This is a genomic window from Bradyrhizobium sp. SZCCHNR1017, assembly GCF_032381375.1.
In the GTDB taxonomy this organism is placed as follows: Bacteria; Pseudomonadota; Alphaproteobacteria; order Rhizobiales; family Xanthobacteraceae; genus Bradyrhizobium.
Genome location: NZ_JAUHIR010000025.1, coordinates 46,008 through 71,300, shown reverse-complemented (window position 1 = coordinate 71,300; position 25,293 = coordinate 46,008). Strand labels below are relative to the sequence as shown.

The window sequence follows — 25,293 nt, the reverse complement described above, 5'->3', positions numbered from 1 at the left end:
AGCGCCTCATCGATTCCCCCAAAAGAATCACTGGAGAATCATAACAGCCGCGCAGCGTTTTCACACAGCCAGGGTCAAAAGCAGTCGAGCCGCCGACGACTGCGCCACGTCCGCGGCGTTCTGGCTAGCAGACATTCTCGATCTGGGCGCGATCATCGCCGGAGGCCGAGACCAAGGTTACCGTGGGGTGGAGAGGTTCACTCGCCGAATGCGACAATCGAAAGCCGCCGGAGGATGCCGGCGGCTTGATGTCGATGGGAGGCATGTGCGACGGCAATCGCGCCGCACCTGTCTTCTCTGGCGCTAACCGCCGCCTTACTCCGCCGCTTCCTTGCGCGGCGGATCGAGCGCGCCGGAGTCGTGGATCTCGGCGACCTGGTGGTCGCTGAAGCCCAGCACCTGGCGCAGGATCTCGTCGGTGTGCTCGCCGAGTAGCGGCGAGCGCGTGACGTCGGCCGGGCTGTCCGACAGCTTGATCGGGTTGCCGACCGAGAGATACTTGCCGCGGGTCGGGTGGTCGACCTCGACCAGGGTGCCGGTCTTGCGCAGCGACTCGTCCTCGGCGATCTCCTTCATCGACAGGATCGGGCCGCAGGGGATGTCGAACTCGTTCAAGATGTCCATGGCCTCGAACTTGGTCTTGGTCATGGTCCACTGCTCGATGCGGCCGAAGATCTCGTTCAGGCGCGGCAGGCGGGCAGCGGGCTTGGCGTAGTTCGGGTCGGTCTTCCAGGTCGGCTCGCCGATCACGTCGCAGATCTTCTCCCAGACCGGGGCCTGGGTGATGAAGTAGATGTAGGCGTTCGGGTCGGTTTCCCAGCCCTTGCACTTCAGGATGCGGCCGGGCTGGCCGCCGCCGGAATCATTGCCGGCGCGCGGCACGGCGTCGCCGAACGGCACGCCCTCGCCGAACTGGCTGTATTCCTTCAGCGGGCCGTGCTCGAGGCGCTGCTGGTCGCGCAGCTTGACGCGGCAGAGGTTCAAGACGCCGTCCTGCATCGCGGCGGTGACGCGCTGGCCACGGCCGGTGTGGGTGCGCTGATAGAGCGCGGTGACGATGCCGAGGGCGAGGTGCAGGCCGGTGCCGGAATCGCCGATCTGCGCGCCGGTCACGAGCGGCAGGCCGTCACGGAAGCCGGTGGTCGAGGCGGCGCCGCCGGTGCACTGCGCGACGTTCTCATAGACCTTGCAGTCCTCGTAGGGGCCGGGGCCGAAACCCTTGATCGAGGCGACGATCATCTTCGGGTTGATCGCCTGGATCTTCTCCCAGGGGAAGCCCATGCGATCGAGCACGCCGGGGCCGAAATTCTCGACCAGCACGTCGCACTTCTTGATCAGCTCGGTCAGAACCTCCTTGCCCTTGGGGTTCTTGGTGTCGAGCGTGATCGACCGCTTGTTGTGGTTCAGCATCGTGAAATAGAGGCTGTCCACGTTGGGAATGTCCTGAAGCTGGCCGCGGGTGATGTCACCCACGCCCGGCCGCTCGACCTTGATCACGTCGGCCCCGAACCAGGCCAGCAGCTGCGTGCAGGTCGGTCCGGACTGGACGTGGGTGAAATCGAGAATGCGAACGCCCTCGAGCGCCTTGGTCATGTCTTGCTCTCCGTAACGATTGGTCATCCCGCGACAGCGGGCATCTGATGTCCTTGCGGGTGGCCTTTACTTCTTCTTCGTCAGCACGCTCTGCGGATTGAGGTTGCCGATACGGCCGCTCTCGGATCCGGCAGCAGGATCGATCACGGCGTTGATCAAGGTCGGCTTGCCGGAATCCATCGCTTCGTTGACGGCGCGCTTCAGCTCGTCTGGCGAGGTCGCGTTGACGCCAACGCCGCCGAAGGCCTCCATCATCTTGTCATAGCGCGCGCCCTTGACGAACACGGTGGTCGCCGGGTCGTCGCCCGCCGAGTTCTGGTCGGTGCCGCGATAGATGCCGTCGTTGTTGAAGATAACGACGCAAATCGGAAGATTGTAGCGACAGATCGTCTCGACCTCCATGCCGGAGAAGCCGAAGGCGCTATCGCCCTCGATCGCCAGCACCGGCTTACCGGTCTCGACGGCGGCGGCGATGGCCGAGCCCATGCCGATGCCCATCACGCCCCAGGTGCCGACGTCGAGGCGCTTGCGCGGCTGGTACATGTCGATGACGCCGCGGGCGAGGTCGAGCGTGTTGGCGCCCTCGTTGACCAGGATCGCGTCGGGACGCTCCTTGATGATGGTGCGGAGCACGCCGAGCGCGCCGTGATAGTCCATCGGCGAGTTGTTGTTCATCAGCCGCGGCGCCATCTTGGCGACGTTGTCCTCGCGCTTCTTCTGCACCGCGCTCAGCCACTCGACCGAAGCCTTGGGCCAGTTGCTGCCCATCGCCTCGCTGAAAGCCGTGACGACCGAGCCGATGTCGCCGACCACGGGGGCCGCGATCTCGACGTTGGAGTCCATCTCCTTCGGCTCGATGTCGACCTGGATGAACTTCTTCGGCTGTTCGCCCCAGCTCTTGCCCTTGCCGTGCGACAACAGCCAGTTGAGGCGGGCGCCGATCAGCATGACGACGTCGGAGTCCTTCAGCACGGTCGAGCGCGCCGCGCCGGCGCACTGCGGATGCAGGTCGGGCAGGAGGCCCTTGGCCATGCTCATCGGCAGGAACGGCACGCCGCTCTTCTCGACGAAGGTCTTGATCGCCTCGTCGGCCTGCGCGTAGGCAGCGCCCTTGCCGAGGATGATCAGCGGACGTTTCGCGTTCTTCAACAGATCGAGCGCGCGCTTGACCGAGTCGGAGGAGGGGATCTGCGCCGGGGCCGGATCGATCACCTTGACCAGCGAGGCCGCGCCGGCTTGCGCGTTCATCACCTGGCCGAACAGCTTTGCCGGCAGGTCGAGATAGACGCCGCCCGGACGGCCCGAGACGGCGGCGCGGATCGCGCGGGCGAAGCCGATGCCGATGTCCTGCGCGTGCAGCACGCGGAACGCCGCCTTGCACAGCGGCTTGGCGATCGCGAGCTGATCCATCTCTTCATAGTCGCCCTGCTGCAGGTCGACGATCTCGCGCTCCGAGGAGCCCGAGACCAGGATCATCGGGAAGCAGTTCGTCGTCGCATGCGCGAGCGCAGTGAGTCCGTTGAGAAAGCCGGGAGCGGAGACGGTGAGGCAGACGCCCGGCTTCTTGGTGAGGAAGCCGGCGATCGCGGCGGCGTAGCCGGCGTTCTGCTCGTGACGGAAGGAGAGCACGCGGATGCCTTCAGCCTGCGCCATGCGACCGAGATCGGTGATCGGAATGCCCGGCACGTTGTAGATCGTGTCGATCCCGTTCAGCTTCATCGCGTCGATGACGAGATGAAAACCGTCCGTGAGCTCCTCGTGCGTGTCCGGTGCCTCGGTCTTAACAGCAGTCTGCGCCATGCGCCTCTCTCCCTGGTCGTCTACGAAGGCGCTTTGCGGCGTCTTCTTCTGTTTGAACCTGTCAGCTGAATAGTTCCTGGCCGTGCGTCTCGACATAGGTCGCGAGGCCCAGCGTGTGATCACGGGCGCGCTTTTCGGCGAGCTCGGTGTTGCGTTCCTCCAGCGCCTCGATGATCGCGAGATGCTCGGGCAGGGAGGCCGCGATACGATCGGTGCGCCCGATCGTGAGCTGGCGATAGCCGCGCACGTGCAGCAGGATGTCGTTGGTCATGTCGACCAACACGGGCGATTCCGACAGCGAGATCAGCGCCTGATGAAACGCGATGTTCGCCTTGGAATATTCCTCGACGTGCTCCTGCGGCGGGCGGTCCTTGCCGAAGTCCTTGAAGTAGTCGCGCAGCGCCGAGATGTCCTTCTTGCGCGCGATCGTCGTGATCAGCCGCGCCGCCATGCTCTCAAGCGCCGCCCAGGCGCGGATCATGTCGACGATCTCGCTCTTGGTCCGGCGCACCACGACGATGCCACGGCGCGGCACGGTCTTCACGAAGCCGTCCTGCTCCAGCATCGCGATCGCTTCGCGAATGGGCGTGCGGCTGACACCGAGGCGCTCGGAGAGAGCGCGCTCGTCGAGCATGACAGGCTCGGGCGAGGCGTAGATGTCCATCTTCAGAATGGCTTCTTTCAAGGCCTCATAGGCCTTATTCTTGAAGCTCGTCTCCGGGGCGATGCGAGCGATCGCGATGTCGGCCTCGGCCATGATGGGCAATGCCTTGTTCGTTTTTTCTGTAGACAAGACCGTCTCCTCTCCTTGGGAGATGCTTGTTTACAGCATTTTGCGTTCAAGTTTTTTGGCATACCAGATGCCAGGATGTCAAGCTGCGAGCTTTTTCAGCGTGTCCACATCTTCGTTGCGCTTGACAAAGTTTGCGTCTGGCATACCAAATGCCATAAACGACCAGCAATCTCCAGGAGGAAGCCCCGATGTCTGACGCCATCCCGAATGCCAAGGCCACGATCCGAGACGTTCTCGATCGTGTGAAGGCGGATAAACGCACCAGCCTCACCGCGCCCGAAGGCAAGATCGTGTGCGACGCCTACGGCATTCCGGTGCCGAAGGAGGGCCTGGCGAAGTCCGCGGCCGAAGCGGCCAAGCTCGCGGGCGACATGGGTTTTCCGGTCGTGATGAAGATCGTCTCGCCGGACATTCTGCATAAGACGGAAGCCGGCGGCGTCATTGTCGGCGTCAAGACTGCCGACGATGCGAAGACAGCGTATGAGACCATTCTCGCGAATGCGAAGAAGTACAAGGCCGACGCCAAGATCGAAGGCATCCAGGTGCAGCAGATGCTGACCGGCGGTACCGAGGTGATCGTCGGTTCGATCACCGACGGTTCGTTCGGCAAGCTGGTGGCCTTCGGCCTCGGCGGCGTGCTGGTCGAGGTGCTGAAGGATGTGACATTCCGCCTCGCCCCCGCGACCAAGGACGATGCCCTGTCGATGCTCGACGGCATCCAGGCCCACGAAATGTTGAAGGGCGTGCGCGGCGGCGATGCCGTGAGCCGCGAGGCGCTGGCGGACGTCATCGTCAAGGTGTCGAAGCTGGTCAGCGATTTCCCTGAAATCGTCGAGCTCGACCTCAATCCGGTGTTCGCGACCAAGACCGGCGCGATTGCGGCCGACGTCCGCATCGTCGTCGATTTCGACTACAAGCCCCGTCCGGCGCCGCGCTCGAACGAGGAAATCGTCACCGCGATGAACCGCATCATGAAGCCCCAGGCGGTCGCCGTGATCGGCGCCTCCGCCGAGGACGGCAAGATCGGCAACTCCGTGATGAAGAACCTGATCAACGGCGGCTACAAGGGCCAGATCTACCCGATCCACCCGAAGGCCTCCGAGATCCTCGGCTACAAGGCCTACAAGAGCGTCATGGACGTGCCCGGCGTGATCGACACCGCGGTGTTCGCGATCCCCGCCAAGTTCGTCGCCGGCGCGCTGACCGAATGCGGCGAGAAGCAGATCCCCGGCGCGGTGCTGATTCCGTCGGGCTTTGCCGAGGCCAATGAGCCCGAGCTGCAGGCCGAGATCGTCGAGATCGGCAAGAAGTACAATGTCCGCCTGATGGGGCCGAACATCTACGGCTTCTACTACACGCCGGCCAATCTCTGCGCGACCTTCTGCACCGCCTACGACGTCAAGGGCCACGCGGCGCTGTCGTCGCAGTCGGGCGGCATCGGCATGGCGATCATCGGTTTTTCGCGCTCGGCGAAAATGGGTGTGTCTGCCATCGTCGGCCTCGGCAACAAGTCCGATATCGACGAGGACGATCTGCTCGCCTTCTTCGAGCAGGACCCCAACACCAACCTGATCGCGCAGCACTGCGAGGACCTCAAGGACGGCCGCGCCTTTGCGGAAGCCGCCAAGCGCGTCTCCAAGAAGAAGCCGGTCATCGTGCTCAAGGCCGGCCGCACCTCGGCCGGCGCCAAGGCCGCCTCGTCGCACACCGGCGCGCTCGCCGGCAACGACAAGATCTATGAGGACGTGCTGAAGCAGTCCGGCGTCATCCGCGCCCGCTCGCTGCGCCAGCTGCTCGAGTTTGCCCGTGGCGTGCCGGTGCTGCCGACGCCCAAGGGTGAGAACGTCCTCATCATCACCGGCGCCGGCGGCTCGGGCGTGCTGCTGTCCGATGCCGTCGTCGACAACGGCCTATCGCTGATGACGATGCCGCCGGATCTCGATGCCGCCTTCCGCAAGTTCATCCCGCCGTTCGGTGCCGCCGGCAACCCGGTCGACATCACCGGCGGCGAGCCGCCGATCACCTATGTGAACACGGTCAAGCTCGGCCTGTCGGACGAGCGTATCCACGCGCTGATCCTCGGCTACTGGCACACGATCGTGACCCCGCCGATGGTGTTCGCCCGCAACATGGTCGAGGTGAAGAAGGAGATGGAGGCCAAGGGCTTCGTCAAGCCGATCGTCGCCTCGCTCGCCGGCGACGTCGAGGTCGAGGAGGCCGCTGAATATCTCTACCAGAACGGCATCCCGGCCTATGCGTACTCGACCGAACTGCCGGTCGAGGTGCTCGGCGCCAAGTACAAGTGGGCGCGCGGCGCGGGCCTGCTCTAAGTCAAATCGATGCGAATGCCGCTCCGGCGTCCCGCCGGGGCGGCACTTTCTTTGATAGCGTGACGTAGCAAGATCCGTCCGTCCGAGAACGGCGCCGCCTTCAGAGGGTGGCGCAGAGAGGCGCCACGTGATCCGTCGCAAGACGATCGAGCCACGCCCGGATGCCGCGGCCGAGCCCCGCGACGGCGGCGTGCAATCCGTCGGCCGCGCGCTGCAGATCCTGGAAATTCTCGCCGAGGACGACGAGGGCTATCGCCTGAGCGATCTCGCCGTCCGTGCCGGGCTCTCCACCTCCACCGTGCATCGGCTGCTGACCACGCTCGAGAAGCGCCGCTTCGTCCAGTTCGACCGCATGGAATCGAAATGGCACGTCGGCGCGCAGAGCTTTGCGGTCGGCGCCACCTTCACCCGCCGGCGCAATTTCGTCGCGCTCGCCATTCCCTATCTGCGAAGGCTGCGCGACCAGTCGCGCGAGACCGCCAATCTCGCCGTCGTCGACGATGAATCGCTGATGGTGCTGCTGCGGCTCGAGAGCCGCGAGATCATGCGCTCGTTGACCAAGGTCGGCGGCCGCCTTCCGATGGTCGCCTCCGGCATGGGCAAGGCGGTGCTCGCGACCTATTCCGACGACGACGTCAACGCCATCATCCACCGCCAGGGCATGCCGCGCCTGACCGAGAAATCGATCATCCGCGCCAGCGACCTGTTTCGCGAGCTCGAAACCATCCGCCGCCAGGGCTACGCCGTCGACGACGAGGAGGCGAGGCTCGGCCTGCGCTGCATCGCCGCCGTCGTCCACGATTCCTGCCGCGAGCCGGTGGCGGCGATCTCGGTGTCGGGCCTGGCGAGCCGGCTGACCGAGGATCGGGTGCCGGTGGTCGGGGGAATGGTGCGGGATATCGCAGGGGAGCTGACGGCGGCGCTCCGGGGCGTGGCGCAGCCTGACTAGCTTTGGCGTTCGGAACTACGCCGAATATAGCGGGGACCACGAGATAAATAGCTCGGTCGAGTGGGGGGACCTTAGAGGTCACCCCCATTTTCTATCCGACAGGAGAAATCTATCTACACTTTTGGCTGCAATTGCAGAACGGGAAGAGGTTGAGAGCCTAATGCTTCCTTGCAACACAATCTAAGGGGGAGTGCAAACTTTTTCACCATTTGCTCAAACGACTTGCCGAAATGGACGATCATTTGAACATAACAGGAACGAAATGTCAACCGAAAATCCGAAATCTAGTGTCAAACTTCGGAAGTCATAGGCCGGGGTCAACAGGATAAGCTAAAATCTGCGACCAACCACTATGATGCTAGCTTGTCCCGCAGTTACAACTTCCTTCATCGACTAGATTCCTCTTTATAGGCGTGAGTTGATTGCGTGAGGCGCTTACCCGCCGACTTGTTGCCCTCGAACCCGATCGGCACGGTCGTTCCCCCGCGTATGCTCAAGACGTGAGCAGGTCGCTAGCCTATTTGGGCTTGCGGGGGCCGCGACGTCGCGCAACGATCCTGCCGCAATAGGCCAGCACGTTCAGCGAGTTCACCGCATGACCAAACTCACGCGCTTCTCGGTCGGCCCCCTGCACACCATGACGCGGCGGCTCGCCGACGTCGCATCGGGTCGCGCCGCACCCGATCTCGTCATCACCGGCGCCCGCGTGCTGTCGACCTATTCGGAGCGCATTCTCCCGAACCGCGAGCTGTGGATCACTGGCGGACGCGTCGCGGCGGTGAAGCCGGCCGGGGCGCACAAGGCGATACCGAGCGGTTTCGCGATCCATGACGCGGCCGGCGGCATCATCGCGCCCGGCCTCGTCGATCCGCACATCCACATCGAATCCTCGATGGTGACGGCCTGCGCCTATGCGGAGGCCGCGCTGCTCAACGGCACCACGACGATCTTCTGCGACAGCCACGAGATCGGCAACGTCATGGACGTCGCCGGCGTCGAGGCGATGCTGGAGGATGCGCGACAGGCGCCGCTGTCGATCTTCCTCACCGTGCCCTCGACCGTGCCGGCGACTTCGGCCGCGCTGGAGACGGCGGGCGGGGATCTCACGCCGGACAAGATCGCCGGCCTGTTCGATCGCTGGCCGGAGGCGGTCGCGCTCGGCGAGAAGATGGATTTCGTGCCGGTCTGCATGGGCGACGAGCGCAGCCATGCCATCCTTGCGGCGGCTTTGCAGCGCGGACGGCCGGTGTCCGGGCATGTCTATGGCCGCGAGTTCGTCGCGGCCTATGCCGCGAGCGGCGTCACCGACACGCACGAGGCGATCGACCGCGACATCGCCGACGACCTGCTCGATGCCGGCGTCTGGATCTTTCTGCGCGGTGGTCCGCCGACGACGCCGTGGCACAGCCTGCCGCAGGCGATCCGCACCGTCACCGAGCTCGGCGCCTCGCACAAGCGCACCGCCGTGTGCACCGACGATCGCGATGCCGATGATCTCATGCTGTTCGGCCTCGACTGGGTGGTGCGCGAGGCGGTGAAGGCGGGGATGTCGCCGGAGCAGGCGTGGTCGATGGGCTCGCTGCACGGCGCGACGCGCTTTGCGATGGATGGCGAGATCGGCGGTCTCGGCGGTGGCCGCCGCGCCGATCTGGTGCTGCTCGACGACGGCCTGAAGCCGCAATCGACCTGGTATGGCGGCGAGCTGGTGGTGGACAAAGGCAAGATCACGCCGCGTCTCGATCAGGCGCTGTCGCAGCGCTATCAGTACCCGAAGGCCGCCTATGCCACGGTGAAGCTGCCAAGACAGATGACGCTGACGCCGGAGCTGCCCACCAAGGCCTGCACCGTCAATGCGATCAAGACGGCGCTGCCCGGCATCACGCTGATCCACGACAAGGTCGCGATCGAGCCGGCCAACGATTGGGAGACGCTGTTTGCGCGCTACGGTCTCTGCTTCGTCGCCGTGATCGAGCGCCACGGCAAGTCGGCCGGCAATGTCGCGCACGGGCTCTTGAAGGACTTCGGCCTCAAGCGCGGCGCCGTCGCCTCCAGCGTCGGCCATGACAGCCACAACATCATCGTCGCCGGCACCAACGAGGCCGACATGCAGGCCGCCGTCGCCGCGATCGGCGCGCAGCAGGGCGGCGTCTGTGTCGTGGCCGACGGCAAGGTGCAGGCGATGGTTCCATTGCCGATCGCCGGCCTGTTGTCGGACAAGCGCGTCACCGAGGTCGCCGAGGAGGTGAAGCTGCTCAAGAAGGAATGGGCGGAAGCCGGCTGCACCATTCCCTACATGGGCTTCAATTTGATTCCTCTATCGGTCATTCCGGAAATTCGTATCACGGACAAGGGCCTCGTGCTGGTGCCGCAGATGGAGCTTGCGCCGCTGTTCGAATAGCACCATCGAACCGTCATGCTGTTAGGACATGTCAGCTGTTTGTCGTCCTAACTAACTGAGGCCACCCGTGTTTTGCCGAGCGTGCCGCATCGTGGGAAAAATCGACGACTGAATTGAGATCGCAGCCGTTAGCAGCGATCCTCGCGCATCAACCAAAAGAGGAAGCGCGAGATGGCGAAGATGCGGGCGATCGATGCTGCGGTGCGAATCTTGGAGAAGGAAGGCGTCACCTGCGCCTTCGGCGTTCCCGGCGCCGCGATCAATCCTCTGTATTCCGCGCTGCAACGGCGCGGCTCGATCCGGCACATTCTCGCCCGCCACGTCGAGGGCGCCTCGCACATGGCCGAGGGCTACACCCGCGCCAAGGCCGGCAACATCGGCGTGTGCATCGGCACCTCGGGCCCGGCCGGCACCGACATGATCACCGGGCTCTATTCGGCGATCGCAGACTCCATTCCGATCCTCTGCATTACCGGCCAGGCGCCGCGCGCGCGGCTCCACAAGGAGGATTTCCAGGCCGTCGACATCGAGCAGATCGCCAAGCCCGTGACCAAGTGGGCGGTGACGGTGCGCGAGCCCGGCCTCGTCCCGCGGGTGTTCAGCCAGGCGTTCCACATCATGCGCTCCGGCCGTCCGGGCCCGGTGCTGATCGACCTGCCGCTCGACGTGCAGCTCGCCGAGATCGAGTTCGACGACGAGACCTACACGCCGCTGCCGGTCTACAAGCCCGCGGCGAGCCGCAAGCAGATCGAGAAGGCGCTGGAGATGCTCAATGCCGCGGAGCGGCCGCTGATCGTCGCCGGCGGCGGCATCATCAACGCCGATGCCAGCGAACTCCTCGTGACGTTCGCCGAAACCGTGAACGTTCCTGTCGTGCCGACCCTGATGGGCTGGGGCGCCATTCCCGACGATCATGTGCTGATGGCCGGCATGGTCGGCCTGCAGACCAGCCATCGCTATGGCAACGCCAATTTCCTGGAGTCCGATTTCGTGCTCGGCATCGGCAACCGCTGGGCCAACCGCCACACCGGATCGATCGAGACCTACACCAAGGGTCGCAGCTTCGTGCATGTCGACATTGAGCCGACCCAGATCGGCCGCGTGTTCAATCCCGATCTCGGCATCGTCTCGGACGCCAAGGCGGCGCTCGAGCTGTTCATCACCGTCGCGCGCGAGTGGCGCAAGGCGGGCAGATTGCGCGAGCGGCAGGCGTGGCCGGCGGCGTGCCAGGATCGCAAGCGCACGATGCTCCGGCGCAGCGATTTCGACCAGGTGCCGATCAAGCCGCAGCGCGTCTATCATGAGATGAACAAGGCGTTCGGCCGCGACACCTGCTATGTCAGCGTCATCGGCCTGTCGCAGATCGGCGGCGCCCAGTTCCTCAGCGTCAACCATCCGCGCCACTGGATCAATGCGGGGCAGGCGGGGCCGCTCGGCTGGACCCTGCCGGCCGCGCTCGGCGTCCGCGCCGCCGATCCCAGGCGCGAGATCGTCGCGCTCTCCGGCGACTACGACTTCCAGTTCCTGATCGAGGAGCTCGCGGTCGGCGCGCAGTTCAACCTGCCTTACATCCACGTCGTCGTGAACAATGCCTATCTCGGCCTCATACGTCAGGCGCAACGCGGCTTCTCGATGGACTATCAGGTGCAGCTCTCGTTCGAGAACATCAACGCGCCGGAGGTCGGCGGCTATGGCGTCGACCACGTCGCGGTCGCGCAGGGCCTCGGCTGCAAGGCGATCCGCGTCACCGACCCGCGCCAGGCGCAGGCTGCGTTCGCGACCGCGCGCGAATGGATGGCGGAATACCAGGTGCCTGTCGTGGTCGAGTTCGTGCTCGAACGCGTCACCAACATCGCGATGGGTACCGAGATCGACAACGTCGTGGAGTTCGAGGAGGTGCTCGATCTGCCGGTCGACGAGACGCCGGCCGAGCCGGCGCGCACCTTGCAGCCGGCTTGACCGCAGCCATCGCACTCAGTCGAGGACCCATGACATGCCGCGTTTTGCCGCCAACCTCACGATGCTGTTCAACGAGCTGCCGTTCCTCGACCGCTTCGCCGCCGCCAAGGCGGCCGGCTTCCGCGGCGTCGAATACCTGTTCCCGTATGATTTCGACAAGGCCGAGCTGCGCGAGCAGCTCGCGCGTCACGGGCTGACGCAGGTGCTGCACAATCTGCCCGCCGGCAATTGGGCCGCGGGCGAGCGCGGCATCGCGATCCTGCCGGATCGTGTCGACGAATTCCGCGACGGCGTTCGCCGCGCCATCGAGTATGCGAAGGCGCTGGATTGCCGCCAGCTCAACTGCCTCGTCGGCATTGCGCCCGACGATGCCGATCCGCGCGAGCTCAACCAGGTGCTGGTCCGCAACCTGCGCTTCGCCGCGACCGCGCTGAAAGCGCAGGGGATCAAGCTGCTGATCGAGCCGATCAACACGCTCGACATTCCCGGCTTTGTCCTCAACCGCACGGCACAAGCGCTTCAGCTGATCTCGGAGGTCGAGTCCGACAATCTGTTCGTCCAGTACGACATCTACCACATGCAGATCATGGAGGGCGATCTCGCCCGCACGATGCAGAAGCATCTCGCCCGCATCGCCCACATCCAGCTCGCCGACAATCCGGGCCGCCACGAGCCCGGCACCGGCGAGATCAACTACGCCTTCCTGTTCCGCCATCTCGACGCGATCGGCTACCCCGGCTGGATCGGCTGCGAGTACAAGCCGCGGACGACGACGGGAGAGGGCTTGGGTTGGCTGACGGACCGCGCGGTCGTTCCCGCGAGCTGAGCTTGATTCCTTGGTCCCTTCACCGGCCTTTTCCAGTTAATGTCTGCGAGCCGACGTCGCCGGCGTCGGCTGAAAAGTCCGCGTTGGGCCAATTGCAGAACTGCCCCGCTTGGTGCAACAGTAGAACAATCCTACATTGGAACGCTGTCGTGTCCTGCAATTCGCCCTCCGGCGCGCACCCGCCGACTACCCACCAAGTCATACGCAAACTCGCCTTGCAAGAAGGTGCGGCGGCACTAAAGGCACTGGCCAACGCAGCCGGACTCGAAGATCAATTTGAACGACGGGCGGCTATTGATGCAATCGGACGTCACCCACATGGGCGCGAGTTGCGCTCTATCATTTTGAGGGCTCTCCGTGATCCATCAGAATACGTTGTGCGCACAGCGTGTGAAGTCGTCGCACAATGGGAGTTGCAAGAGGCGCACGAGCTTGTGGTAGCTCTACTGGCAAATCCATCCAAAGCGACACGGCAAACCGCTATTCGCACGCTGGGTAAAATCTGGGTCGATGCAGATTTTCCGACGGTGTTTCGCATCTACAACGACGCCTCGGAAAATGAAATTCGGCGCGAAGCTGCTTGGGTCCTGCGGCAGCGAGCCCACTCTGCCCATTGGCGAACGCTTTTCGATGCATTCCAAGTTGATGAGCTTGCCCGACACCGGCAATGGGCTTGCGAGTTAGCCGAGAAGTTTTCAGTCCCTGACATTCTACCAGTGTTGTCACAGCTGTCCTCGGACGTCGACGGTCACGTTCGAAAGGCAGCGTGGCGGGCTATCCAAACACTTTCGAGCCGCTGATCCCAGCTCGTTTCGTAGGCTTAGGATGCCCGCTGCGGGCCAAATGCAGCCATTGAGGGCCTTGGTCGCCTGCTTCTGCTTCAGACCTGAAAGCGGGCTGTGCTCCCACCTGTTTGGACGGTTTGGGATGGGCTAGCCGCCGACATCTTTAGTGCGTCTTTTCATCTTCGAGTCTGATCACGATGTGCTGCGCCAAGCCGGAGTTCGAGGAGCCGCTGAGAAAATCTCCGGCCGCATGTCGGGCTGACGAACGGAGGGCCGTCCTGGGAGCGGACAACGGAGGAGGTTGCGAGCGATGATCACAGTGTTCGGAGAGGGCAGAGGCTTCCGGGTCGTCTGGTTGCTGGAAGAGATGGACCTCCCATACCGGCTGCGGGATGTGGATCTCCTGGCCGGGGTCGAGAACGACGCCGAGTTCCTGACGATCAATCCCGCCGGATTCATTCCGGCGATCCGCGATGGCGACGTCACGATGGTCGAGTCCGTTGCGATCATGGAATACATCTTGGGGCGGTATGGGCCGACAGCGCTGGCGCCCGCGGCACATGATGTTGCTTTTCCTGCCTATCAGCAGTTTCTCCACCTCGGTGAGGCGGGCCTCGCAGCCTCGCTTTATTTCGTTTCGGGAGCCCGGCACCTTGCGCCTGAAAGCGAGCGCAACAACTGGAGCGCGCGGCAGGCGATGGACGTGTTCACGACCCGATTGAGCCTGGTGACGCGACGGCTGGAGCGCGGGCCATACATGGCCGGCGATGCGTTCACCGCGGCGGACATTTCGGTGGGCTACGCGCTCGAGATGGCGCGGAAGAACGTCGGTGTGGTGTTCGGTGATGCGGAGCAAGCATACATGACCCGGCTGCGAGTCCGCGCCGGCTACCAGCGGGCGCTGGAGACGTGCCAGGCCACGCGGCGCTGGTGGACCAGCTAGGTTGCGGAACGAGAGAGGCGATAGGTCGCCGACAATGTCTTCAACAGACGAAACGATCATTTGCATTCGACCGTCGCTCCGCGGCAGATGACGAGTGCTGGAAACCCATCCGAGGTCACCGATGTCATCTGTTGCGACCGTGTTTGCGCAATCGTTCTTCCACGGCACGCGCGCTGATTTGCGGCCGGGCGATCTGATCGCTGTCGGGTATCCGTCCAACTTCACCGAGGCGGAGCCGATGTCCTGGGTCTACTTCACGGCGACGCTGGATGCGGCGATCTGGGGCGCCGAGTTGGCTGCCGGTGACGGACGGGGACGGATCTACGTCGTCGAGCCCACAGGTCCGTTCGTTGACGACCCGAACCTGACGGACAAGAAGTTCCCGGGGAATCCGACGCGGTCTCATCGATCCCGCGCGCCGCTGCGCGTCATTGCCGAGGTCGTTCATTGGCAGGGGCACGCGCCGGATGTGGTGAGGCAGATGAAGGAGGGCGTTGCGCGCGCAATGACCGAGGGGCCGGGCATCATCGACTGAACGGCGCGGCGGCATCGCACTGCCGTCGATCCGTCGCGCCCGATGGCTGTTTGCGGATGCTGCGACGCGCTCGCCACGCGGCGCCCTCCGTCCAGAACATCGAAAAAGTCCGGTGGCAAGGTGCGTTCGAACTGGTGTCGACGCACGAAATCTCCTCCTCATGAGCCGAGCCTATCGCCGAGAGGCGAGGGTTGGACTTGGCGTCCATGATTGATCGGGGGCGCCGCTCGGCTGCGTCGCTCGCCTTTCGGCGACGGCATGGTTGAAGAGTTCGAGGACCAAGCCGAATGCCGCCAAGTCCTCTGGTTCGATGGCTCCATCGTCATAGCCCTTGAGTGTCTCGACGATGATCCCGTCGACCTCTCGTTGCCAGGTCAGCAGATCGTGTTCTGAGCCGGCATTGCGCACCTCCGAAACCACCGCAAGAATGCGGTTGCGGCCGCTGGTGTCGTCCTCCAGTTCATCCCGGTTCAGATAGCGGCGCAGCCATTCGGCGGCCGAACCGATGCCGGAAAGTACGAGCAAGGCGAACCAGAAATAATCGCTGTACTTGTCCAGAAAGGTTCGCTCCGTGCCGTTGATCACCGCCGCGGCGCCTCGATGTACGGAAGGCTCGGTCTCCTTCTCGGTATCGGGCTTCGTGATGTGCGAAGCACCGGCGAGGCCTTGCGTGATCGTGTCGCGGACCGCGAAAAGCTGCCGGTAGAAGGCCGCCGCCTTGGCTTCTGAAAGCTCCTTCTTGGCCAGGATCAGGTGATTGACGCTGATCGTGTCGACCTTGTCCTCCGGCCAGGCCGGTTTCGCGTTGAAGACGCTGGCTGGAATTTCCTCGGCCTCGTAGCGCGGATGCTTCAGGGCAATGGCCTCCGATGCTTCGATCGGAAGAAACGTCGGAGCTCCGCGGGCTCGGGAGGTCGCGGTGATGGCGTCCACCGTGATCCTGCTGTCGAGCGGACCGACGGCGAGATACGCATCGAGGGTAAGGTCTTGCGCAAGCTTCTCGATCTCGTCTGTCCCGAATTGAGCCGTGGCAACCTTATCGGGTTGCACGCCGGACCCCTCCAGAATGGTCTGGAGCACTGCGACGTTTGCTCCGGTCCTCCCGATGATGCCGACCTTGTGACCTGCCAGATGGGCGATATCTGCGATCTTGCCGCCGGCCTTCTGCTTGGGCTCGCTGCCGCGTCGCCCGGAGGGCGACCACAGCACGACATAGTTCTTGCGTAGGACCGCCAGCGTTTGCGCGTCGGGCGGCATGCCGAGGTCACCGCGGCCGACCGCCAGATCGGTTCTGTCGGCGGCCAGCAGGGCCAGGGATTCAGCCGCTCCGCCGGTCGTGATCGGGGAGAGCCGGACGGTCCTGCTTTCCTCACCGAAGGCGTCGGCCATCGCCTGGACCACCTTGTGGTCGTCGCTCGCCGCCGGTCCGACGGCGATCCGGAGAGTCTCGGGTTGCAAGACGTAGAACAGGCCGGCCGCAGCGGCGCCAAAGGCGACAAATCCCAAGGCCAACACGATCAGCAGCCTTCGTTGACGGCGGTCGTGAGCACTCCTGACCACATAGGACGATGACATCAGCGGACCCCTTGAGAAAACGCGTGTCGGCTCCAAGCGCACTGGAACTTGGGCGAACCGGTGTCAACCCGGAATGTTCCGTCGGCTGGATCAGGTACAGGGAACTTGGGGTCGACCTCGTCGATGTGCAAATGTCCGGTGCGCCATGGACCAGCTGTGGATGAAGCCCCCGCAACGGTGCTCTCAGAGAACAGACGTTTCTTGCGTCCAGTCGGAAGGTCCGCCGCCTCGGGCCGCAAGCAGACATGACCATCGCGCGTCTTTCGAAGCGATCATTTCATGGCTTATCAATCTGCGGTCAATATGATTGGAGCTTGATAGAGGAGTTGGAATGAAGCCCAGCCGATCATCTCAGCCGTGCCTTATGATTCTACGCATCTTGGTCATGGGTCTCGGGCTTCTCCACCCGCACCGGGCGACGGCCGCTGACGAGCTGCAATATTTCCACGACTGCGTGAAGCACGAACTGCCCGCGGCTTTGCGCCGCTTCGTCATCGCAAATGGTCCAGACAGACTGAACCGCGCGGAGGACAGTGCAAGAACTGACATTGTTAATGACCTGTTTTCGGCCTGTCGGCAGAGCGCATTGGATAGCGCGCGCCGCGCAGATGAGCGGTCCTACGTTGACGAGGCCGTAGGATCATTCTTCAAGGAGATCCCCTGGATCGTCGAACTGCAGCACCGGACGGAGCAGCTCTTGAAGACGGATCCAGATAAGGCGTTCGAAGAGCAAGCTGTACGCGCCTATTCCTTCTGTCTCGAGGGCACTGCTCGGCGGTTGGCTCAAACGTCCGAAGATCCTATCGACACGATTGAGCAAGGGGCACTCGTAGGGTGCAGCAGAAACAGACAAGTTGTCTTCGATACATATTCAAGTCATGGAAAGTCCTTTGCTCCAGTGGAGATGAAGGCTTTGGAGAAGGAGTTTCATGATAAAGTGTCTGCCATCGTGACAAAAATCCGGAACGATGTGCGTAAGACAAAGCAGCAGTAGCTGTGTCTGCTGTCGTCATTGATTTCAACCTCTTTGGAAACGTCAGAGTTGAGCTCGTGCCACGGCCTTCTTTCGTGCTCGTCGGGCAAATCACTGATGGGACTCGGCATGCGCCGTCCCATTTCGCGGTCGGATCGCCGAAGGTGTGTCCTTGAATCGATTCGAAAATCGCTAACTTGCTCAATCAGATGTCATCGATCGCCGTTGAGGAAGTGAGAATAGATGTTTCTTTTTTACAGAAATCATGCATGATGCACCCATCCTGTCTCGCCGAGAGGGGCGTTGCGCGCGATCGTCACGACACGTGGGGCAGGGATGCGGTGGCCGTGAGGTGTCGCAGCATGCGCTTACGCGCATGTGGACGAACGATGCAGCACGGACGCGAAGTCGTGTGGTCCTGGCCTCCCGGTGCCGAGGTCAAGCGCGCGACGAGGGCTCATGCCCTCGCGCGGGCGACGGGGTCAATCAGCCGGTCCCCGAGGAGAGCGCGAAAGAAGCGTTAAGACTGCCGCGCAGGGAATGCCGGTTGATCGGCTGAACCTGTGGTACCTGCCGCCTGCATTCTTTCAGCAGGCGGGCCATGGGTGAGGCCTTCACCCGGCATTCCCTGCGCCCTCTCGATTCATCGAAGGGCCGTCGATCGCGGGACTCGGGCGTGATCCGCCGCGAGAGTGCGAACCTGCGCGCGGTTGTTTGAAACGTGGATAGCAACTGAGCAATCTCTCCATCATCTCCGACGATGGTGAAGAGTTCGAGGTTTGGTTCCCTTGGCATGATGGTTCCCTTGGCATGATGAAGTTTCGGCCATTTGGAACCGGAACTGCAGGCGATCCCTTGGTGTTGAACGGCATCTCGAAAGCACTGGAGGAGAGACAATGATGAGAACCCGTCTTGCCGTTTCGCTGATCGCCACCTCGCTGCTGGCGTCGACCGCTGCGTTCGCCCAGTCCACGACCGTCGAAGGTGCCGCCAATGGTGCTGCGGCCGGCGGCGCCGTTGCCGGTCCGGTCGGCGCCATGGTTGGTGGCACGGTCGGCGCCGCCGTCGGTGCGGGCCTGGAGATTCCGAACGCGGTCATCAACTCGATCGAGGCCGAGCGCGCGCCGTCGGTGGTCGTCCATGAGCGTGTCGTGGTCGGCGAGCCGCTGCCCGCCACCGTCGAACTGCGTCCGGTACCGCGCTACACCGAGTATCGCTACGCCGTCGTGAACGATCGCCGCGTGATCGTCGATCCGCGCACGCGCCGCGTCATCAAGATCATCGAGTGATCTGACATTCTGACAGGCAGGGGCCTCGTCGCATCAGCGGCGGGGCCTCTTGTCATGCGGTTTGCGTGCGGATCTGTCGGATGAGCCAGTCGATGGCCGCGGACAGGCCGAATCCGATGCAGGCGGTCGCGGCGTCGACGACGAAGTCTTCCAGCCGTGCGTGACGCCCTGGCGCCAGGAACTGCGCGAGTTCGAGTGCACCGATCAGGATCACCGCAATCCCGGTGGTCAGCAGCCGATGACTGCGATAGGCGAGGCCGAACGCAAGGCCGATCAGGATGAAGGCGAGGGCGTGTTCGCCGTCCTGTCCAAGCTGCGAATGGGGCCTATAGCTGGGCGGGCCCAGCGTTGCGAAGGCAACGGCTGCGGCGAGCAGCCAGGCCGAGAGGCGGATCGCGATCTTCATGGACGCTGCTTAGCACGTTCCGGGCCACGAACCGGGGTCACGGTCGCTTGAGGCACCGGTGTAGTTAATGCGGCTCGGAAGCCGGACGTTGGCCTTCCCATCGTACCGCAGACAGCTTTCGTCAGGCGCCTCAGATCGGCTGCCGGACTCCCAGACCCTGCATGAAGCGCTCGCGGATCTGTGCCGGATCGCGCCTGGTGGCGCCCACACCGGGCTTGTCGTCGATCTTCGCCGCAATCAGCACCGGGCCGGGCGCCTCGAACGCAACATCGATCAAGCGTTCGAAATCTTCCTCGTCTGCGGCCCAATGGCTGGCGCCAATGCCGCAGCCGGCGGCAATGGCGACGATGTCGGCGTTCCGGGCCGGCGTCGGCTGGTTTCCGGTGATCTGGTAGACGCCATTGTCCATGACGATGATGGCCAAATTCTTCGGCGCCAGCGTCGCAATCGTGGTCAGGCAGCCGAGCTGCATCAGCAGCGAGCCGTCGCCCTCGAGCGCGAACACCCGGCGCTGCGGCTGCGCCAGGGCGACGCCGAGCGCGATCGGGCAGGCAAGCCCCATGCTGCCGAGCATGTAGAAATTCTGCGGCCGCGGGCCCGCCGCCCACAGATCGAAATTGGTGTTGCCGATGCCGCCGATGACAGCTTCCTCGTGCTTGAGTTTTGCGACCAGCCGGCAGGTGAGGTCAGCGCGGTTCATGACCTTGGTGTTGCTGATGGTCGCGCTCATGCGAACACCTTTCCGCCGGTCAGCAGCGGCGACAGGATGAGCGCCACCGGCGCCTGCGTCGCCACCGCCTGCTTGATCGAGCGGTCCATGATGAATTCGAGCTCGTCGAGGCGCGTCATGGTGTGATGCTCCATCGCCAGCGCATCGAGCACGGGGCGCATGGTCCGGCACACCAGCGACTGGCCGTAGTTGAATTCGCCGAGCGTGCCACGCTCGGACACGATCATGATCAGCGGGATCTGGCAGGGCACGACCAGCGAGGCCAGCACGTTGGGCAAGGTCGCGAAGCCCGATGTCTGCATCAGGAGCGCGCCGCGCCGCCCGCCCATCCAGGCGCCTGCGAGAATGCCGACCGCTTCCTCCTCGCGCGCCGTCGCAAAGGTCGTGAAGAACGGATCGTCGTGCAGGCTGTGGATCAGCGGCGTCAGGACACGGTCGGGAACGTAGGGGATGAGGTCGAGGGCGTTGCGCTTGAACGTCTGCAGCACGATCTCGTGCCAATTCGGCACGGTGCTTGCGGATCGCGCCGCATCGGCATCGGCGGCCATTGCTATTCCTCCGGTCGTCCCTGATGGGGGGCGCTGTTTGGCGCTGAGCTTGACGGCACCGGGACGATTGTCAACATGCCGGCCCGGCCGGTCAGGCATCCGCCTTTCAAGTCCGACATCAAGAACCAAGACACCAGGAGGTCGCCTGTTCATGGCCGCGAATTCCAAGCGCGTCTTCTACGTCAAATATCTGGCCCACCCGATCTTCAGCGAGCTGCTCGCCGTACGCCCCGACGTCCGGCTCGACCGGCTGGAGAACGAGAGCTCCGAGGCCGAGACGGCGCCGATCCTCGCGGCGGCCCACGCCTACCAGATCGGGGCGGCCCGCGACGAGCTCGCGCCGCGCTTCCATGTCGATGCAGACCTGCTGCGCCGCGCCCCAAACCTCCTCGTCGTGTCGAGCAACGGGGCTGGATACGACCCGGTCGACGTCGACGCCTGCACCGGGGCCGGCGTCCTCGTCGTGAACCAGTCCGGCGGCAACGCGCATTCGGTGGCCGAGCACACGCTCGGCATGATGCTGACCCTGTCGAAGCGCATCATCCAGTCCGACCGCCGGCTGCGGCGGGAGCGCGACGTCAACCGCAACGATCTGATCGGCAACGAGGTGCAGGGGCGGACGATCGGGATCGTCGGGCTTGGCCATGTCGGCCGCCGGGTTGCCGAGCTGTGCCGCGGCCTCCTCGGCATGGCGGTGCTGGCCTATGACCCGTATCTCTCGCCGGAGGAGATCGCGGCACGCGGCGCGGAGAAGGTGGAACTCGATGACCTGATGCGGCGCTCTGATTTCGTCTCGATCAACTGCCCGCTCACCAAGGAGAGCCGGGGCATGATCGGCGCCCGCGAGTTCGCACTGATGCAGCCACACGCCTATTTCGTCACCACCGCCCGCGGCTTCATCCATGACGAGGAGGCGCTGTTCGCCGCCCTCAGCGAAAAGCGCATCGCCGGCGCCGGCCTCGACGTCTGGGCCAAGGAGCCGCCGCCGCCGGACCATCCGCTGCTCCAGTTCGACAACGTGCTGGCGAGTCCCCATACGGCCGGCGTGACCCGCGAGGCGCGACAGAACATGGGCCGGATCGCCGCCGAGCAACTGCTCGCCGCGCTCGACGGCGGGCGGCCGCCGCGCCTCATCAACCCCGAGGCCTGGCCGCGCTACAGCGCCCGTTTCCGCGAGGCATTCGGAGTGACACCCGCCTAGCCGGGAGAGGGGAATTGCGAGGAGAAGATTTCATGCGTCGCAAGCCGCGAGGTGGCGACAAATCTTCTCTCCCGGGCGGCTTCCGCGAAGCGGACATTGCTATTTTCCGAGCTGTCTCGACAGCTCGATGAAGGCTGATCATTTTTCCTGTGGCGCCATGAGCTTAGGCCACGTTTTTCGCTCGGCGCGGAAGGGAAGTTGGTCCGATGCGCAGGCTGAACGCGATCCTGAAGTCGACCCACGGCCGCGTCCGTCGCGCCGTCTCGCAGTTCGTCGCAATCGCCGCGGCGAGCCTGCCTTCGGTCGGTGCCTGAGCGCCGGTTCCACGAGCTGCGTCAAATATTTGCATCGACCGCTTGATATCGGTCAACAGCGAGCTGGGAAGCGCGGTAACATCACCTCCGAGCACTCCGTGAGAGACAGGAGGTTGCATGTCGCGCTATGTCATCCATTTCATGAAGGACGTGCTGGGCGAGAACGGCCGCCAGTGCGAGATTTGCCAGAGCACGCTGGAGGTTGAGGCCGAGAGCGAAGACGAAGCCGCAGAGATCGCAAAGTCCCGGTTCTGCGAACAGCAGGAGCTGCGCGACTGGTCGCTGCATGCCGACCGCATCGAGGTGAAGGCGGCCGACTTTCCCTCCTGACCTTGCGGCTCAGCGGCGCAGCCCAGCCGGTGCGTCGCTGGCCCCGGGGCCCAGCGAGCGCTGCACCATCACGGTGTCGCACCAGCGGCCGTAACGGTAGGCGACGCCCGGAAGCAGCCCCACCCTGGCGAACCCGAAGCGCTCATGAATGCCGAGCGAGGCGACGTTGTCGGCGTCGATATAGCCGATCATCTGGCGATATCCGGCCGCTGCGGAAGCATCGATCAGCGCCTGCATCAGCAGCCGGCCGACACCACGGCCGAGATGCTCATGGTGGACATAGATCGAATGCTTGACCGCGAACCGATAGGCTGGCCGCTTCCTGAACAGGACGACATAGGCATAGCCCACGACCTCGCCGCGGAATGTCGCGACCAGATGTGGCAGCCGATGATTGCGCAGATTCTTGCGCCGCTGCTTGAGATCGTCCGGCTCGGGCGCCCCGGAACCGGCGGCGCTGTCCTCGACCCCGCGGCGGACGTGCCGCCGGTAGATCGAGAGCATGGCCTCGACATCTTCGTCGCGTGACGGCCTGACGAGGACCGTCGGCTCGGTCTCGCGAGCCGTGATCGCGCTGTCCATGGTTCGAATTACTCTGCGCAGACATAGGTATGGAGCCGGATCCGGCCGGACTCGTCGAGCTCCTTGTACAGCCCCTGGATCTCGACGTCGAAACCGGGGTAGGCGTTGAACGCCCGCTCGAACATCTTGAGGTAATCGATCATCGGCTGGGCGCGTTCGGACAGCCGTTCGCCCGGAACGATGGTGGCGATGCCCGGCGGATAGACCACGAACGGCGTCGTCGCGATGCGCCCGGCGATCTGGTCGATCGGCAGGTAGTCGACCTCGTTTCGCATCAACGCACGCGCCGCCTCGCGCGGCGACATCGCGATCTCGGGCAAGTGCTGCGGCTGGAACTGCTTCGCCTGCAGCGCGCTCACCTCGGCCTCGCGGTAGAAGCGGTGCATCTCGGCGCAGAGGTCGCGCAGCCGCAGCTTGCCGTAACGCGCAAAGCGCTTGCGGGTGAACTCCGGAATCGCGTCCTCCAGCAGCACGTTGTCATCGTGGAGCCGCTTGAAGGCGACCAGGCCGCTGATCAGGGTTCCGGCCTTGCTCGCCTCGACCCCCGGCGTCAGCAGGAAGAGCAACGAGTTGAGGTCGTTCTTCTCCGCCACGATGCGGTTCTCGCGCAGATATTGCGCGACGATCGGAGCCGGGATGCCGTGCTCGGCATAGCCGCCGGTGGCGCGATCGAACCCTGGGGTCAGCAGGGTCAGCTTGTTGGGGTCGGTCATGGTGAAGCCAGCGGCGAGATCCGGAAAGCCGTGCCATGCCGCCCCGGGCGCGAGCTGCCACAGCGCGGCATCGGTCGCAAGCTGGTCGGTCGAGAGCGCCTCCCAGGCCACGTCGTGGCTAGCCCCGGGATTGGCCGCATCGGGGATCGATACGCGATCCGGAACGAATGGCTCGAAGAACCAGCGCCGCGCCGGATCCTTCTCCTTCTCCTCGAATTCGCGGCGCATCGCCCGGATCTTCTTGCGCAACTCGATGCCGAGCCGGATCGTGTCGTCCCACAGGACCTCGCCGGAGCGGCCCTTCATCATCTGCGCGCCGACGTCCAGCGAGGCGAACAGCGGGTAGAACGGCGAGGTCGAGGCGTGCTGCATGAAGCTTTCGTTGAAGCGGCGATGCTCGATCCGCCGCCGCTGTCCCTTGATGTGGCGGTCCTTGACGTGGATCTGCGATGCCTGGGAGAAACTCGCGAGCTGCTTGTGGGTCGATTGCGTGGCGATGATGCCGGGAGCGTCGGGCCCGAGATCGCCGAGGCCCATGGCGAAGCGGCCGGCGTAGAGCGGGTGGAATTTCATGAAGCCCGCCCAGGCCTCGTCGAACATGATGTAGTCGCAGAGGTGCCCGATCCGCTTCAGGATCATCTCGGCGCTGTGGATCGTGCCGTCATAGGTGCACTGCTCGACCACTGCGACGCGGAATGGGCGTGGCTTGCGCCAAGCGTCGGGGTCCCTGACCAGCGGGTTGTCGCGGATCTGTTGCCGGAGGTGCTCCTCATCGAGCAGATCCCAGCGCATCGGGCCGATCAGGCCCCAGGGGTTGCGAACCGTTGGGACGTAGATCGGGACGCCGCCGGAGATCAGCAGCGCGCCGTGATGGGCGGCCTTGTGGTTGTTGCGGTCGAACAGCACGAGGTCGCCGTCGGTGACCAGGGCCCCGAGCACGACCTTGTTGGAGGTCGAGGTACCGTTGAGGACGAAATAGGTCTTCTCGGCGCCAAAGATCTGCGCCGCTTCCTTCTGCGCGCGCAGCGCCGGCCCCTCATGGGTCAGGAGATCGCCGAGATCGAGCACGGAATTGTCGAGGTCGTCCCGGAACACGGCCTCGCCGAGATGCTCGACGAACACCCGACCGATCGGGCTGCGGCTATAGAACACGCCGCCATTGTGGCCGGGGCAGGTCCAGAGCTGGTTGCCTTCCTCGGCGTAGTCGACCAGCGCGCCGAAGAATGGCGTCTTCAGTGTCTCGGCATATTGCTTCAGCCGGCTGACCAGGTTCTTGGCGATGAAGGCGGGAGTCTCCTCCGACAGGAAGACGTATCCGTCGATGAAGTCGAGCACCTCGACCGGCAGATCCTCGAACCGCTTGCGGCGGATCAGGAGGATGATCGGGAAGTCCAGTCCGCGACGGCGCATCAGGTTGATCAGCGACGCCGTCTTGCCTTCCAGGCCCTTCTTGCCCCAATCGACAACCATGCAGCCGATCGCGGCATCCGTCTGCACGGCGATCTCGGCGTCCTCCAGCTTGCGGGCGCGCACCACCTCGAAGCCCGAGCGCTGGATCTCCTCGATGATCTGGTTGAAGCGGACGCCCGCAAGGTCGTCGGTCTCGAAGACCGGCGCGGCGAACAGGAAGGTGAAACGGCGGAAGTATTCCATGAGAGTCTTTCGGGCTGCGTGGGCAGCCACCTGTCGTCACGTTCGATGACGGTTCGATGACAATAGGG

At 64.1% G+C, this 25,293-nt stretch carries 21 protein-coding genes; 12 read left to right on the top strand and 9 right to left on the bottom strand.

Translation table 11 applies throughout. The features are described 5' to 3' along the window. Nucleotides 1-315: 315 nt before the first annotated feature. The 3 genes from frc to QW863_RS34345 form a co-directional block, all read right to left on the bottom strand. Nucleotides 316-1,593 (bottom strand): formyl-CoA transferase, encoded by a 1,278-nt coding sequence (frc, locus tag QW863_RS34355; RefSeq protein WP_315718405.1) that lies wholly within the window; start codon nt 1,591-1,593, stop codon nt 316-318. Nucleotides 1,594-1,659: 66 nt separating this feature from the next. Continuing rightward, the gene (oxc, locus tag QW863_RS34350; protein WP_315718406.1) at nt 1,660-3,393 is read right to left on the bottom strand and encodes an oxalyl-CoA decarboxylase; all 1,734 of its coding nucleotides are present in this window, start codon (nt 3,391-3,393) and stop codon (nt 1,660-1,662) included. A gap of 61 nt (nt 3,394-3,454) precedes the next feature. Further along, complete coding sequence (locus QW863_RS34345; RefSeq protein WP_315718407.1) at nt 3,455-4,186, bottom strand: GntR family transcriptional regulator; 732 nt, start codon at nt 4,184-4,186, stop codon at nt 3,455-3,457. A 188-nt stretch (nt 4,187-4,374) separates the two neighbouring features. Here QW863_RS34345 and QW863_RS34340 point away from each other — a divergent pair, with 188 nt between their 5' ends. The 8 genes from QW863_RS34340 to arr all read left to right on the top strand — a co-directional run bounded on the left by QW863_RS34340 (nt 4,375) and on the right by arr (nt 14,911). Further along, entirely contained in the window at nt 4,375-6,516 is a 2,142-nt protein-coding gene (locus tag QW863_RS34340) for an acetate--CoA ligase family protein (RefSeq protein ID WP_315718408.1), read from the top strand. A 127-nt stretch (nt 6,517-6,643) separates the two neighbouring features. Beyond that, the gene (locus tag QW863_RS34335; RefSeq protein WP_315718409.1) at nt 6,644-7,465 is read left to right on the top strand and encodes an IclR family transcriptional regulator; all 822 of its coding nucleotides are present in this window, start codon (nt 6,644-6,646) and stop codon (nt 7,463-7,465) included. Between the two features lie 595 nt (nt 7,466-8,060). After that, nucleotides 8,061-9,863 carry an adenine deaminase gene (locus QW863_RS34330; protein WP_315718410.1) on the top strand — a complete coding sequence of 601 codons (1,803 nt, stop codon included), beginning with the start codon at nt 8,061-8,063 and terminating at the stop codon, nt 9,861-9,863. Between the two features lie 171 nt (nt 9,864-10,034). Further along, nucleotides 10,035-11,822: a glyoxylate carboligase gene (gene gcl, locus QW863_RS34325; protein WP_315718411.1), complete on the top strand. Its 1,788-nt coding sequence runs from the start codon at nt 10,035-10,037 to the stop codon at nt 11,820-11,822. A 34-nt stretch (nt 11,823-11,856) separates the two neighbouring features. After that, a complete protein-coding gene (hyi, locus tag QW863_RS34320) occupies nt 11,857-12,648 on the top strand; it encodes a hydroxypyruvate isomerase (RefSeq protein WP_315718412.1) in 792 nt (263 codons plus the stop codon). 215 nt (nt 12,649-12,863) lie between these two features. Then, a complete protein-coding gene (locus QW863_RS34315) occupies nt 12,864-13,448 on the top strand; it encodes a HEAT repeat domain-containing protein (protein ID WP_315718413.1) in 585 nt (194 codons plus the stop codon). 295 nt (nt 13,449-13,743) lie between these two features. After that, entirely contained in the window at nt 13,744-14,376 is a 633-nt protein-coding gene (locus QW863_RS34310; protein WP_315718414.1) for a glutathione S-transferase family protein, read from the top strand. 121 nt (nt 14,377-14,497) lie between these two features. Beyond that, a complete protein-coding gene (gene arr, locus QW863_RS34305; RefSeq protein ID WP_315718415.1) occupies nt 14,498-14,911 on the top strand; it encodes an NAD(+)--rifampin ADP-ribosyltransferase in 414 nt (137 codons plus the stop codon). 171 nt (nt 14,912-15,082) lie between these two features. Here arr and QW863_RS34300 read toward each other — a convergent pair whose 3' ends face one another. After that, nucleotides 15,083-16,486 (bottom strand): ABC transporter substrate-binding protein, encoded by a 1,404-nt coding sequence (locus tag QW863_RS34300; protein WP_315718416.1) that lies wholly within the window; start codon nt 16,484-16,486, stop codon nt 15,083-15,085. 331 nt (nt 16,487-16,817) lie between these two features. Between QW863_RS34300 and QW863_RS34295 the strand changes: the two genes are divergently transcribed. Together QW863_RS34295 and QW863_RS34290 are read left to right on the top strand one after the other, a co-directional pair. Beyond that, nucleotides 16,818-17,480 carry a hypothetical protein gene (locus QW863_RS34295; RefSeq protein ID WP_315769951.1) on the top strand — a complete coding sequence of 221 codons (663 nt, stop codon included), beginning with the start codon at nt 16,818-16,820 and terminating at the stop codon, nt 17,478-17,480. 878 nt (nt 17,481-18,358) lie between these two features. After that, complete coding sequence (locus tag QW863_RS34290) at nt 18,359-18,748, top strand: DUF1236 domain-containing protein (protein WP_315718467.1); 390 nt, start codon at nt 18,359-18,361, stop codon at nt 18,746-18,748. Between the two features lie 52 nt (nt 18,749-18,800). On the opposite strand, the gene QW863_RS34285 is transcribed toward QW863_RS34290, so the two are convergent. The 3 genes from QW863_RS34285 to QW863_RS34275 form a co-directional block, all read right to left on the bottom strand. After that, complete coding sequence (locus tag QW863_RS34285) at nt 18,801-19,154, bottom strand: VanZ family protein (RefSeq protein WP_315718418.1); 354 nt, start codon at nt 19,152-19,154, stop codon at nt 18,801-18,803. A 130-nt stretch (nt 19,155-19,284) separates the two neighbouring features. After that, nucleotides 19,285-19,884: a thiamine pyrophosphate-dependent enzyme gene (locus QW863_RS34280; protein WP_315718419.1), complete on the bottom strand. Its 600-nt coding sequence runs from the start codon at nt 19,882-19,884 to the stop codon at nt 19,285-19,287. Further along, a complete protein-coding gene (locus QW863_RS34275) occupies nt 19,881-20,432 on the bottom strand; it encodes a thiamine pyrophosphate-binding protein (protein WP_315718420.1) in 552 nt (183 codons plus the stop codon). Before QW863_RS34275 ends, QW863_RS34280 begins: the two co-directional genes overlap by 4 nt. 151 nt (nt 20,433-20,583) lie before the next feature. On the opposite strand from QW863_RS34275, the gene QW863_RS34270 reads away from it, so the two are divergent. Both QW863_RS34270 and QW863_RS34265 read left to right on the top strand, forming a co-directional pair. After that, nucleotides 20,584-21,633 (top strand): hydroxyacid dehydrogenase, encoded by a 1,050-nt coding sequence (locus QW863_RS34270; protein WP_315718421.1) that lies wholly within the window; start codon nt 20,584-20,586, stop codon nt 21,631-21,633. A gap of 431 nt (nt 21,634-22,064) precedes the next feature. Then, entirely contained in the window at nt 22,065-22,277 is a 213-nt protein-coding gene (locus QW863_RS34265) for a hypothetical protein (protein ID WP_315718422.1), read from the top strand. A gap of 9 nt (nt 22,278-22,286) precedes the next feature. Here the strand turns inward: QW863_RS34265 and QW863_RS34260 are convergent, their stop codons facing one another. Then, nucleotides 22,287-22,859: a GNAT family N-acetyltransferase gene (locus tag QW863_RS34260; protein WP_315718423.1), complete on the bottom strand. Its 573-nt coding sequence runs from the start codon at nt 22,857-22,859 to the stop codon at nt 22,287-22,289. 8 nt (nt 22,860-22,867) lie between these two features. Further along, nucleotides 22,868-25,225 carry an Orn/Lys/Arg decarboxylase N-terminal domain-containing protein gene (locus QW863_RS34255; RefSeq protein WP_315718424.1) on the bottom strand — a complete coding sequence of 786 codons (2,358 nt, stop codon included), beginning with the start codon at nt 25,223-25,225 and terminating at the stop codon, nt 22,868-22,870. Nucleotides 25,226-25,293 lie beyond the last annotated feature (68 nt).

Coding starts and splice junctions, on each gene's coding strand:
- frc (WP_315718405.1), bottom strand. CDS start 1,593: ATGACCAAGGCGCTCGAGGGCGTTCGCATTCTCGATTTCACCCACGTC.
- oxc (WP_315718406.1), bottom strand. CDS start 3,393: ATGGCGCAGACTGCTGTTAAGACCGAGGCACCGGACACGCACGAGGAG.
- QW863_RS34340 (WP_315718408.1), top strand. CDS start 4,375: ATGTCTGACGCCATCCCGAATGCCAAGGCCACGATCCGAGACGTTCTC.
- QW863_RS34330 (WP_315718410.1), top strand. CDS start 8,061: ATGACCAAACTCACGCGCTTCTCGGTCGGCCCCCTGCACACCATGACG.
- gcl (WP_315718411.1), top strand. CDS start 10,035: ATGGCGAAGATGCGGGCGATCGATGCTGCGGTGCGAATCTTGGAGAAG.
- hyi (WP_315718412.1), top strand. CDS start 11,857: ATGCCGCGTTTTGCCGCCAACCTCACGATGCTGTTCAACGAGCTGCCG.
- QW863_RS34310 (WP_315718414.1), top strand. CDS start 13,744: ATGATCACAGTGTTCGGAGAGGGCAGAGGCTTCCGGGTCGTCTGGTTG.
- arr (WP_315718415.1), top strand. CDS start 14,498: ATGTCATCTGTTGCGACCGTGTTTGCGCAATCGTTCTTCCACGGCACG.
- QW863_RS34300 (WP_315718416.1), bottom strand. CDS start 16,486: ATGTCATCGTCCTATGTGGTCAGGAGTGCTCACGACCGCCGTCAACGA.
- QW863_RS34295 (WP_315769951.1), top strand. CDS start 16,818: ATGAAGCCCAGCCGATCATCTCAGCCGTGCCTTATGATTCTACGCATC.
- QW863_RS34290 (WP_315718467.1), top strand. CDS start 18,359: ATGAGAACCCGTCTTGCCGTTTCGCTGATCGCCACCTCGCTGCTGGCG.
- QW863_RS34285 (WP_315718418.1), bottom strand. CDS start 19,154: ATGAAGATCGCGATCCGCCTCTCGGCCTGGCTGCTCGCCGCAGCCGTT.
- QW863_RS34280 (WP_315718419.1), bottom strand. CDS start 19,884: ATGAGCGCGACCATCAGCAACACCAAGGTCATGAACCGCGCTGACCTC.
- QW863_RS34275 (WP_315718420.1), bottom strand. CDS start 20,432: ATGGCCGCCGATGCCGATGCGGCGCGATCCGCAAGCACCGTGCCGAAT.
- QW863_RS34270 (WP_315718421.1), top strand. CDS start 20,584: ATGGCCGCGAATTCCAAGCGCGTCTTCTACGTCAAATATCTGGCCCAC.
- QW863_RS34265 (WP_315718422.1), top strand. CDS start 22,065: ATGTCGCGCTATGTCATCCATTTCATGAAGGACGTGCTGGGCGAGAAC.
- QW863_RS34260 (WP_315718423.1), bottom strand. CDS start 22,859: ATGGACAGCGCGATCACGGCTCGCGAGACCGAGCCGACGGTCCTCGTC.
- QW863_RS34255 (WP_315718424.1), bottom strand. CDS start 25,225: ATGGAATACTTCCGCCGTTTCACCTTCCTGTTCGCCGCGCCGGTCTTC.